Below are 11,199 nucleotides of genomic sequence, written 5' to 3'. Positions count from 1 at the left end.
GGACGGCGTCGCGGGCGGGCTCGGCGTCGCGGGCGAGCACCACCTCGCCGTCGTACTCGTCGACGCCGTCGGCCAGCGGGCGGCGGGTGGGTTGCTGGCGCCGCAGGCCGCGCCGCCGCCGGCCGGCCAGCGTGCGCTCGACGTCGCGCCAGGTGACGTCGGAGGCGTAGGCGATGCTGCGGCCGGCCTCGGCGACGCGGCGCAGCAGCGGGTCGGCGTCGGGTAGCCCGAGCGCGGCGGCCACGTCGTCCTGGTTCTCGAACAGCAGCCGGTCCTGCCGCCGCCCGGTGGTGCGGTGCAGTGCGTCGCGGACGGTGAGCAGCCACTGCCGGGCGAGGTCGACCTCGGGGGTGCGCGGGCGGTCGGCGATCCACGACGCCGTCACGGCCCGCAGCGCCAGCGTGTCGCGCAGCCCGCCGTAGGCCTGGACGAGGTCCGGCTCCAGCAGGTGGGCCAGCTCGCCGACGCTCGCCGCGCGGTCGCGGCACATGGCGGCCAGCTCCGGCAGCCGGGTCGCCGCTTGCTTGCGCCAGGCGTCGCGGACGTCGGCGCGCAGCTGCTCCGTCAGCGCCTCGTCGCCGGCGACGTGCCGGGCGTCGATCAGCCCGAGCGCGGCCTTGAGGTCGCCGGCGGCCACCTCGAGCGCCTGGCCGAGCGTGCGCACCGAGTGGTCCAGCGCCAGCCCGGCGTCCCACACGGGGTAGAAGATCGCGTCGGCGACGGCGCCCGGGTCACCGCGGCCGGTGACCAGCAGCAGGACGTCGAGGTCGCTGCCGGGCAGCAGCTCCTGCCGCCCGTACCCCCCGACGGCGACCAGCGCGTAGCCGCGGCGCGCGGTGGCCGGCACGTCCGCGAACAGACGCGCCAGCCAACCGTCGGCCAGCTCCGACAGCGTCCGCGCCCGCTGCGCCGCGCCGAGGCGGTCGTCGTCGACGATCGCCCGGCGCAGCGCGACGAACCGCGCAGTGGCGGTGCTCAGAGCGCGTCCGGCCCGGTCTCCCCGGTGCGCACCCGGATGACCGCCTCGGCCGGCGTGACCCAGATCTTGCCGTCGCCGATCTTCCCGGTCCGGGCCGCCTCGGCGATGACCCCCAGCACCTGGTCGACGTCGAGGTCGTCGACCAGCACCTCCAGGCGCACCTTCGGCACGAGGTCGACGGTGTACTCCGCGCCCCGGTAGACCTCGGTGTGCCCCTTCTGCCGGCCGTAGCCGCTGGCCTCGGTGACGGTCATGCCGTTGACGCCGAACGCCTCCAGCGCCTTGCGCACCTCGTCCAGCTTGAACGGCTTGATGACGGCGGTGACGAGCTTCATGTGGTCACGCTCCCTGCGTGGTCTCGGCGCGGGCGGGCGCCGGGGCGGGCACGCCCCGGGTGGGGCCGGCCGACGTCGAGGTCAGCTCGTAGCCGGTCTCGAGGTGGCTGTTGAGGTCGATGCCGTCGACCTCCTCCTCCTCGCTGACCCGGAACCCGACCGTGGCGTCGATGATCTTCCCGAGGACGAAGGCGACGACGAACGAGAAGACGATGACGACGGCCGCGGCCACCGCCTGGCGCCACAGCAGGTCCACCCCGCCACCGTAGAACAGGCCCTCGGGTCCGCCGGTGAACGACTCGGTGGCCAGCAGGCCGATCATCAGCGTGCCGACGATGCCGCCCACCAGGTGCACCGCGACCACGTCGAGCGAGTCGTCGTAGCCGAACCGGTACTTGAGGCCGACGCACAGCGCGCACACCGCACCCGCGACGACGCCGATGATGATCGCGCCGATCGGGCTGACGTAGGCACACGCCGGGGTGATGGCGACCAGGCCGGCGATCGCGCCGGACGCCGCGCCGAGCGTCGTCGAGTGCTTCTGCTTCACGACGTCCACCAGCAGCCAGCCGAGCACCGCGGCCGCCGTCGCCACCAGCGTGTTGACGAACGCCGCCGAGGCCAGCCCGTTCGCGCCCAGCGCCGATCCGGCGTTGAACCCGAACCAGCCGAACCACAGCAGGCCCGCGCCCAGCAGCACGAACGGCAGGTTGTGCGGCCGCATGGGCTGCTGCGGCCAGCCGATCCGCTTGCCGAGCACCAGCGCCAGGGCCAGGCCCGCCGCACCGGCGTTGATGTGCACGACGGTGCCGCCGGCGAAGTCCAGGGCGCCGAGCTCGAAGATCCAGCCGCCGCCCCACACCCAGTTCGCGACCGGCAGGTAGACGAGCGTCAGCCAGATCGGGACGAAGATCGCCCACCCGCGGAACGACGCCCGCTCGGCGATCGCACCGCTGATCAGCGCGACCGTGATGATCGCGAACACCGCCTGGAACGCGACGAACGCGAACTCCGGGATCGGCGCCGCATGCATGGAGTCCAGGCCCACGCCGTCGAGACCGAACTTCCCCAGCCCGCCGATCAGGCCGCCGTTGGTGCCGTCGAAGGCGAGCGTGTAGCCCCACAGCACCCAGATGACCGGCACGATCGCCAGTGCGAGGAAGCTCATCATGAGCATGTTGAGGACCGCCTTGGCGCGCACCATGCCGCCGTAGAAGAAGGCCAGTCCAGGGGTCATGAGCAGAACGAGAGCCGCGCTCGTGAGCACCCACGCGGTATCGCCCGCGCTGAGTTCGGGCATCGTTGGCTCCTAGCCGAGTCGGAACGCCGGCCCGTTCACCGGCCGGCCACGTCCCTGTGATCGTGGCGACCCGTCGTTACTCGGGCGTGCGGCGGCCATTACGGCCACGTGACATGGCCCACTCCCGCGTTACGAGTACGTGAACAGCTCCTCGGCGCGGGCTCCGGCGGCCGGACGGACGAGGGTCGTGCCGTCGGCCCGCGCCTCACCCGCCTGAGGGGCACCTCACTCGCCGGAAGACCGCGTGGGAGCCGGTGACGGGGGCCGTTCGGTCCCGCGGGCGGGTGAGGTGCCCCAGCGGCGCGTGACGCGCCGCCGCCCCCACGTCGTCAGCCCAGGGGTGCGGTGGAGGCGCGCTCGACGAGGGTGGTGGCGAGCTCGAAGTGGTGGGTCTCGGGGCGCTGGCCCTGCGCCAGCGACAGGAGCGTCCGCAGCGCGACCCGGCCCATCTCGCGCATCGGCTGCCGCACCGTCGTGAGCTGCGGCGACGTCCACGCGGCGGCGTAGGTGTCGTCGAAGCCGACGATGCTGAGGTCCTCGGGGAGGCGCAGGCCGCGCCGGCGGGCCTCCTCCATCACGCCCAGCGCCGACGCGTCGCAGCCGGCCACGATGGCCGTCGGCGGGTCGGCGAGGTCCAGCAGCCGCGAGGCCATCGCCCGGCCGTCCTCGTGACTGAAGCCCACCTGCAGCACGAGTGAGTCGTCGCTCCGGACGTTCCAGCTGCTCAGCGCCGCCAGGTGCCCGTGCAGCCGCTGCTGCGCCGGCCGCGACGCGGGCAGGCCGCCGGCGAACCCGATGCGCCGGTGCCCGAGTCCGAGCAGGTGCTCGGTGGCCTGCAGGCCGCCCGACCAATTGGTGGCGCTGACGCTGACCAGCCGATCGGTCGTGCTCGGATCGATCGAGACGGGGTCGACGGCGACCAGGCCGAGCCCGGCGTCGGCGCAGGCGCGGACCTGTTCGGGCCGGACCTCGGTGGTGACGACGATCAGCCCGACGTGGCCCTTGGCGGCCAGCCCGCGGAACCATCCCGGCGTCAGCGCCGACGACCCCGCGAGATGCGTCACGACGACGTCGACGCCCTGCTCGATGCCGGCGGCGACCACGCCCGAGAGCACCTGTGCCGAGTACAGGTTGACGAACGCGTCGAACAGCACGGTGATCGTCGGCGTGGTGTCGTGCACCCGCCGGCCGGTGCTGGGAACGTAGCCCAGCGACCCGATGGCCTCCTGGACCCGCAGGCGCGTCGCCGCCGCGACGTCGCCGCGCCCGTTGAGCACCTTCGACACCGTCGCCTTCGACACCCCGGCGGCTCGCGCGACGGTGTCGAGAGTCGGCCGCTCTCCACGCATGCGCCCGAAACTATTTCGAACCTGCGTCCGTTGTCAACCCGTGATTGACGCCTCACCCGCACCTGGTTAGGCTCGCGCCAACTCGAAACGTGATCGAAAAGGTTTCGGGCCCCGGCATCGGAGCCGCTGCTCCACGAAGGACAGGGATGGCGCAATGAGGCACACCAGACTCCGGTCCGTGACGGTGGCGACGGTCGCCGCCGCCACGGCGCTCACACTGGCAGCGTGCGGGGGCGCGAGCCCCGGCGACTCCACCGACGGCAGCACGGACGGCAACGGCGACGCCGGCGGCGACACCGCCGGAGGCGCGGCCAGCGCCTGGATCCTCACCGGCGGCGGCTGGCCCGTCACGGCCGCCTCGTTCGAGCGCTGGAACGAGGAGCACCCCGACCAGCAGATCGCCGTCGAGGAGTTCGAGAACGACGCCTACAAGGAGAAGATCCGCACCTCGGTCGGGTCCGGCGAGGCGCCGACGCTCATCATGAACTGGACCGGCGGCACGCTGGCCGACTACGTCGCGAACGACCAGGTGGTCGACATCGGCGCCGAGACCGCCGACCTCGCGAGCCGGGTCATGCCGTCGGTCGCCCAGAACGGCGTCATCGACGGCACCACCTACGCGGTCCCGATGAACGACGTCCAGCCGGTCGTCCTCTACTACAACGAGACCCTCTTCGAGCAGGTCGGCATCGAGGTGCCCACCACCTGGCAGGAGACGCTCGACGCCGTCGCGGCGTTCCGCGACGCCGGCATCATCCCGTTCTCGCTGGCGGGGCAGAGCGTCTGGCCCGAGCTCATGTGGATCCAGTACCTCACCGACCGCATCGGCGGTCCCGAGGTGTTCCAGGCGGTCCTCGACGGCCAGCCGGACGCGTGGTCCGACCCGGCGATCCTCGAGGCGCTGACGAAGATCCAGGAGCTGGTCGACGCCGGCGGCTTCGGCGACGCGTTCGCCTCCGTCGCCGCCGACCAGAGCGCCGACGCCGCCCTGGTGCACACCGGCCGGGCCGCCATGCTGCTGCAGGGCAGCTGGGTCTACGCGACCTTCCACACCGACAACCCGGAGTTCGCGACGTCCGCGCTCGGGTTCACGACGTTCCCGTCCATCGAGGGCGGCACCGGCGACCCCGCGAACATCGTCGGCAACCCGGCCAACTTCTGGTCGATCTCCGCGTCGGCGAGCGACGAGGCCCGGCAGACCGCCCTGGATTACATCAACCAGTTCGTCTACGACGACGAGCAGCTCACCGCGATGCTCGACGCCGGCAGCGTCCCGCCGGTCGCGGGCCTGGAGGACCGCATCGCGCAGAGCGACGACGCCGAGTACCTGGGCTTCGCCTACCAGCTGGTGCAGGAGGCGCCGCACTTCCAGCTCTCCTGGGACCAGGCGCTCCCGGCCGACCAGGCGCAGGAACTGCTGACGAACCTCAGCCAGATCTTCCTCGGCGAGATCACCCCGCAGCAGTTCGTCGACGCGATGAACGCCACGCTTTGATGACGATCGACCGACGGCCCGGTGCGGCGGCGACACACCGCACCGGGCCACCGTTCTGGCTGGCGGTGCCCGCCCTCGCGTTCTTCGGCCTCTTCGCCCTGCTCCCCCTCGGCGGCGTCGTCGTCCTCTCCTTCATGGAGTGGGACGGGCTCGGCACGCCCCGGTGGGCCGGCACCGAGATGTGGATCGACACCGTCACCGACCCCGACACCCGCGCCGCGCTCTGGCGCACCGTCGTGTTCGTCGTCGTGTCCTACCTGTTCCAGGCGCCGGTCGCGCTGCTGCTCGGCGTGTTCACCGCCGGACGGCAGCGGTACCGGGCGGCCTTCGCCGTCCTGTACTTCCTGCCGCTGCTGTTCTCGTCGGCGGCCATCGGCATCACGTTCCGGTCGCTGCTGGACCCGAACTTCGGGCTGTCGCGGGCCTTCTCCCCCGGCACGCTGACGACGAACTGGCTCGGCGACCCCGACCTCGCGCTCTACGCGGTGATCTTCGTGGTCGGCTGGTGCTTCGTCCCGTTCCACGCGCTGCTCTACCAGGCCGGCGTCCGGCAGATCCCCGCGTCGCTGTACGAGGCGGCGGTCCTGGACGGCGCCGGACGGTGGAAGCAGTTCCGGTACGTGACGCTGCCGCAGCTGCGCTACACGATCGTCACGTCGTCGACGCTCATGCTGGTCGGTTCGCTGACCTACTTCGACCTGGTGTTCGTGCTGACCGGCGGCGGGCCGGGCGACGCGACCCGGATCCTGCCGCTGGACATGTACCTGACCGGCTTCCGCAGCTACCAGATGGGCCCGGCCAGCGTCATCGCGGTCCTCTTGGTGGTCATAGGGCTGGGGCTGTCGCTGTTCCTCAGTCGGATCTCCGGCTCCGGCCGCATGCAGAGCCAGCAGGCGGGTGCGGCATGAGCGCGCGCCGGATCCGCGAGACGCCCAACGTGCTCGGCGCGCTCGGCGGCCTCGTCTGGGTCGTCGTCACGATCGTGCCGATCTACTACCTGGTGCTCACGAGCCTGCGCCGGCAGCAGGACTACTACGTCGAGAACCCGCTGCTGCCGCCGGCGGACCCGACGCTCGACGCGTACCGGCTGGTGCTGGAGAACGACTTCCTCCGCTACCTGAGCAACAGCCTGATCGTGACGGTCGCGGCGGTCGTGGTGATCCTGGCGGTGTCGCTGATGGCGTCGTACTACCTGGTCCGCGCGGGAACGCCGCTGTCGCGGGGCACGCTGCGGCTGGTGCTGCTGGGCCTGGCCATCCCGGTGCAGGCGACGATCATCCCGGTGTACTACCTGATCGTGCGGCTCGGACTGTACGACAGCCTGGTCGCGCTGATCCTGCCGGCCATCGCCTTCGCCATCCCGATCAGCGTGCTGATCATCGTCAACTTCGTCCGCGACATCCCGGCGGAGCTGTTCGAGTCGATGCGCGCCGACGGCGCCGGGCACGGGCGGATCCTGCTGGCGCTGGTGCTGCCGCTGAGCCGGCCGGCGCTGCTCACCGTCGGCATCTACCAGGCGCTGCAGGTGTGGAACGGGTTCCTGTTCCCGCTGATCCTCACCCAGAGCTCGTCGGTGCGGGTGCTGCCGCTGTCGCTCTGGACCTACCAGGGACAGTTCGCCGTCAACGTGCCGGCGGTGCTGGCCGCGGTGACGCTGTCCGCCCTCCCCGTCCTGGCCGCGTTCATCGTCGGCCGCCGCCAGCTGGTGTCCGGCCTGACCGCCGGCTTCGGCAAGTGACCCTCGACATCGAAGGACCTCGATGACTGCTGACACCTGGGCCGGCCCGCTCTCGGGCCCGTGGCACGACACCACGCTGCCCCTCGCCGAGCGGGTCGACGCCCTGCTGGCCGCCATGACGCCGGAGGAGAAGGCCGGCCAGCTCGGCAGCTTCTGGCACCGCCCCGCTGAGGAGCCGGACGGCGACGTCGCGCCGATGGAGAGCGAGATGGCCGGCCCGGGCTCGTTCGCCGACGCCATCGCCTACGGGCTGGGCCACCTCACCCGGGTGTTCGGGACGGCGCCGGTGTCCGTCGCCGACGGGATCGCCGATCTGCGGGCCCGTCAGGCGCAGGTCATGCGGGTGTCCCGGTTCGGCATCCCGGCCATCGCGCACGAGGAGTGCCTGACGGGGTTCACGGCGTACGGCGCCACCGTCTACCCGACGCCGCTGGCGTGGGGCGCCGCCTTCGACCCCGGCCTGGTCGAGGAGATGGCGGCGGCGATCGGGCGCGACCTGCGCGCCGTCGGCGTCGACCAGGGGCTGTCGCCCGTGCTCGACGTCGTCCGCGACTACCGCTGGGGCCGGGTCGAGGAGTCCATCGGCGAGGACCCGTACCTGGTCGCGACGGTGGCGACGGCGTACGTGCGCGGCCTGCAGTCCACCGGGGTGGTGGCGACGCTGAAGCACTTCGCCGGGTACTCCGCGTCGCGGTCGGCGCGCAACCACGCACCGGTCGCGATGGGTCCGCGCGAACTCGCCGAGGTGCTGCTGCCGCCGTTCGAGCTGGCGATCCGTGAGGGCGGCGCCGGCTCGGTGATGCCGTCGTACGCGGCCGTCGACGGCGTCCCGCCCACCGCCAGCCGGGCGCTGCTGACGTCGCTGCTGCGCGAGGAGTGGGGGTTCGGCGGCACCGTCGTGTCCGACTACTGGGCGGTGCCGTTCCTGCACAAGACGCACCGGATCGCGGGCGGCGACGACGACGCCGGCGTCCTCGCGCTGACCGCCGGGGTCGACGTCGAGCTGCCCGAGACCGTCGGCTTCGCCGGGCTCGCCGCGCTGGTCCGGGCCGGCGCCGTCCCGGAGGCCGTACTGGACGACGCGGCCCGCCGGGTGCTGCTGCAGAAGGCCCGGCTCGGCCTGCTCGACCCCGGCTGGGCGCCGCGGACCGACGACGGCGCCGACCTGGACTCCCCCGCCAACCGGGCGCTGGCCCGCCGGCTGGCCGAGCGGTCGGTCGTGCTGCTCGCCAACGACGGGACGCTCCCGCTCGCGCCCGCCGCCGCGCGGGTGGCCGTCGTCGGGACCACGGCGGTCGAGCCGCGCACGTTCCTCGGCTGCTACTCGTTCCCCAACCACGTGCTGGCCCAGCACGGCGGCGACGACCTCGGCGTCGCGGTTCCGACGCTGCTGGACGCGCTGCGGGCGGAGCTGCCGGACAGCGTGGTGTCGCACGCGCCGGGTGCCGCGATCACCGGGGAGGACCGGTCCGGGTTTGCCGCGGCGGTGGCGCTGGCCGCACAGGCCGACGTCGCGATCGTGACGGTCGGCGACCTGGCCGGGCTGTTCGGCCGCGGCACGTCCGGCGAGGGCTGCGACGCGCCCGACCTGACGCTGCCGGGCGTGCAGGCGGACCTGGTGGCGGCGGTGCTGGACACCGGGACGCCGGTCGTGCTGGTGGTGGTGTCCGGACGGCCGTACGCCCTCGGCGACCTCGCGCCCCGGTGCGCGGCCGTCGTCCAGGCGTTCTTCCCGGGTGAGGAGGGCGGCGCGGCGATCGCCGGCGTGCTGTCCGGGCGGATCGACCCCAGCGGCCGGCTCCCGGTCGCCGTCCCCCGCACGCCGTCGTCGTCCCTGCCCACCTACCGCGCGGCGCCGCTGGACCAGCGCACCGACGGGGTCTCGAACCTCGACCCCGCGCCGCTGTACCCGTTCGGGCACGGGCTGTCGTACACGACGGTGACCTACGAGTCGCTGGTGCTGAGCGCGCCGGCCATTCCGTCCGACGGGTCCGTCGACGTGACGGTGACGGTGCGCAACACCGGCGCGCGGCCGGCCGAGGAGGTCGTCCAGCTCTACCTCACCGACCACGCCGCGCAGGTCGTCCGGCCGGTGCGGGAGCTGATCGGCTACCGGCGGGTGCCGCTGGCGCCGGGCGAGGCGCGGCGCGTCACGTTCGCCGTCCACGCCGACCGCACCTCGTTCCCCGGCCTGGACCTGCGGCGCATCGTCGAGCCCGGCACGTTCACGCTGGCCGCCGGCCCGTCGAGCGACGACGTCCCGGTCAGTGCCGAGCTGGAGATCAGCGGCGCGGTGCGCGTGCTCGACGGCGCCCGCGTCATGACCACGCCGGTCCGCATCGACTGACTTCGCACCCCTCCCTCCCGCAACGTGGGTCGAGGGGGCCGTCAGCGGACGCCGAGGAGGCGGCGCAGCAGCTCCGGGTTGCCCGGCCACGCCTCGAACAGCGCCTCGCCCGGCACGCTCCGAGCGGCGTAGCGCAGCACCAGTGCGACCACGACGACGTCGTCGAGCGGCCCGATGACCGGCAGGAACTCCGGGATGAGGTCGATCGGCGAGAGCACCCACAGCAGCCCGAACAGCACCGCCAGCCTGGCGCGCCGCGGCACTCGCGGGTCGCGGCGCAGCCGGCGCGCGGTGGTGACGCAGTCGGGCAGGAAGGCGGCGAGGTCCCTGGCCAGGCCCGGCGGCAGCCGGCGGGCGAGCACGATCAGCACCAGCCAGGTGAGCACCAGCACGCCGGCCGCGACGAGGATGGCCTGGAGCCAGCCGGGCATCGCCACCTCCGTGCGGGACTTGCAACCGGTACCCGGGTACAGGTTTACCGTCGGGACATGGACATCATCGCCGACGCCTCGTTCGTCCCCGACTCGTGCCGGCTGCCGTCGGCGGACCGGCCGCTGCGGCTGGCCGAGTTCGCCGACCTGTTCGCCCGCTCCGCCGGACAGCCCGACCGCGTGTCGTCCACCCGGCTCCGGCTCACGCTGGACGACGACCCCGCCGTCCTCGCCGCGGCCCGCGACCTCGCCGCCCGCGAGACCGCCTGCTGCGCGTTCTTCACCTTCACGTTCGGGGACGGCGGCGCGCTGACCGTGGACGTGCCGGCCCCGCAGGCCGCCGTGCTCGACGGGTTGGAGCGGCTGGCCCGATGACCGGGCTGCGCAGCGGCGAACTGGCCGCCGCGGCCGGCGTCAACCGGCAGACGCTGCGCTACTACGAGCGACGGGGTCTGCTGGCCGCTCCCGGCCGCACGCTCGGCGGTCACCGCGTCTACCCGGCCGGCGCCGTCACGACCGTCCGCGTCATCAAGGCCGCCCAGCGCCTGGGCTTCACGCTCGACGAGATCGCCGACCTGGTCGACACCGGCCGCGGGCACGCCCGGTCCGACGCCGACCTGCGCGAGCGAGCCACGGCGAAGATCACCGAGATCGACGCGCGCATCGCCGACCTGACGGCGATGCGCGACACCCTCCGGGCGGCCCTGGACGCCAGCTGCCACGACCTGCGCGACTGCGCCGGCAGCCCGGACTGCCCGATCCCGTTCACCCACCTCGCCGAACCCGCGGGCAGCGCCTGACCCGGTGATCATCCGGGTCGGCTTGGTGTGGCGTTCGCTGGGGCTCCCCGTCCCCCTGCTGCCCCATTCTCTTGCCGCGAACGGGCAGCTATCAGGGGACGGGGAGGATGTGGGCACACCTCGGCCTTGGCGTGCCCGTTTCGCGCGCTTTGCCGGGTCGTGGACGGCGATGATCATCAACGATCGCCTACATCACGAGGATTACCTGAGCATCACCATGACTGTAAGGGTGTTGACGCTGGGGTAATCCTCGTGATGCCCCCCGAATCACGGTGGAATCTCACCAGGTGGACGCTCCACGACACCAACGCCACACTGAAGCCGGCCAGACGCCCCGGCAGCCGTCGCCACACTCCCCCCGTCCCCCTGATAGCCAGTCATGCCGGGCTGGCGCCCGCCGGGATGAAACTGGGGGTGTGGCTGAC

The 11,199-nt window shown here is 73.0% G+C and carries 11 protein-coding genes; 6 read left to right on the top strand and 5 right to left on the bottom strand.

Annotated features, from left to right (window positions below):
* From DY240_RS26805 to DY240_RS26790, 4 genes are all read right to left on the bottom strand, one after another.
* The coding region (locus DY240_RS26805) for a [protein-PII] uridylyltransferase family protein (RefSeq protein WP_456077698.1) at positions 1-847 on the bottom strand (847 nt) is incomplete at its 3' end.
* Between the two features lie 128 nt (positions 848-975).
* Positions 976-1,314, bottom strand: a complete 339-nt coding sequence (locus tag DY240_RS26800) for a P-II family nitrogen regulator (RefSeq protein ID WP_119662727.1) — start codon at positions 1,312-1,314, stop codon at positions 976-978.
* Positions 1,315-1,318: 4 nt separating this feature from the next.
* The gene (locus tag DY240_RS26795; protein WP_119662726.1) at positions 1,319-2,614 is read right to left on the bottom strand and encodes an ammonium transporter; all 1,296 of its coding nucleotides are present in this window, start codon (positions 2,612-2,614) and stop codon (positions 1,319-1,321) included.
* A gap of 329 nt (positions 2,615-2,943) precedes the next feature.
* A complete protein-coding gene (locus DY240_RS26790) occupies positions 2,944-3,963 on the bottom strand; it encodes a LacI family DNA-binding transcriptional regulator (protein WP_119662725.1) in 1,020 nt (339 codons plus the stop codon).
* A 154-nt stretch (positions 3,964-4,117) separates the two neighbouring features.
* Here DY240_RS26790 and DY240_RS26785 point away from each other — a divergent pair, with 154 nt between their 5' ends.
* The 4 genes from DY240_RS26785 to DY240_RS26770 are packed head-to-tail and all read left to right on the top strand — an operon-like array spanning position 4,118 to position 9,543.
* The gene (locus DY240_RS26785) at positions 4,118-5,458 is read left to right on the top strand and encodes an extracellular solute-binding protein (protein WP_119662724.1); all 1,341 of its coding nucleotides are present in this window, start codon (positions 4,118-4,120) and stop codon (positions 5,456-5,458) included.
* Positions 5,458-6,366, top strand: a complete 909-nt coding sequence (locus DY240_RS26780) for a carbohydrate ABC transporter permease (protein ID WP_119662723.1) — start codon at positions 5,458-5,460, stop codon at positions 6,364-6,366. The genes DY240_RS26785 and DY240_RS26780 overlap by 1 nt, the downstream gene beginning before the upstream one ends.
* Entirely contained in the window at positions 6,363-7,196 is an 834-nt protein-coding gene (locus DY240_RS26775; RefSeq protein ID WP_119662722.1) for a carbohydrate ABC transporter permease, read from the top strand. Before DY240_RS26780 ends, DY240_RS26775 begins: the two co-directional genes overlap by 4 nt.
* Before the next feature lie 22 nt (positions 7,197-7,218).
* Positions 7,219-9,543: a glycoside hydrolase family 3 N-terminal domain-containing protein gene (locus DY240_RS26770; RefSeq protein ID WP_119662721.1), complete on the top strand. Its 2,325-nt coding sequence runs from the start codon at positions 7,219-7,221 to the stop codon at positions 9,541-9,543.
* A gap of 41 nt (positions 9,544-9,584) precedes the next feature.
* Here DY240_RS26770 and DY240_RS33800 read toward each other — a convergent pair whose 3' ends face one another.
* Positions 9,585-9,974, bottom strand: coding sequence for a YkvA family protein (locus DY240_RS33800; RefSeq protein WP_119662720.1), 390 nt, complete (start codon positions 9,972-9,974; stop codon positions 9,585-9,587).
* Between the two features lie 57 nt (positions 9,975-10,031).
* Between DY240_RS33800 and DY240_RS26760 the strand changes: the two genes are divergently transcribed.
* A complete protein-coding gene (locus DY240_RS26760; protein WP_199702536.1) occupies positions 10,032-10,349 on the top strand; it encodes a hypothetical protein in 318 nt (105 codons plus the stop codon).
* A complete protein-coding gene (locus DY240_RS26755) occupies positions 10,346-10,774 on the top strand; it encodes a MerR family DNA-binding protein (RefSeq protein WP_119662719.1) in 429 nt (142 codons plus the stop codon). The genes DY240_RS26760 and DY240_RS26755 overlap by 4 nt, the downstream gene beginning before the upstream one ends.
* The last annotated feature ends 425 nt before the right edge of the window (positions 10,775-11,199 follow it).

Source organism: Jiangella rhizosphaerae, assembly GCF_003579925.1.
In the GTDB taxonomy this organism is placed as follows: Bacteria; Actinomycetota; Actinomycetes; order Jiangellales; family Jiangellaceae; genus Jiangella; species Jiangella rhizosphaerae.
This window is presented reverse-complemented; position numbering and strand designations above follow the sequence as displayed.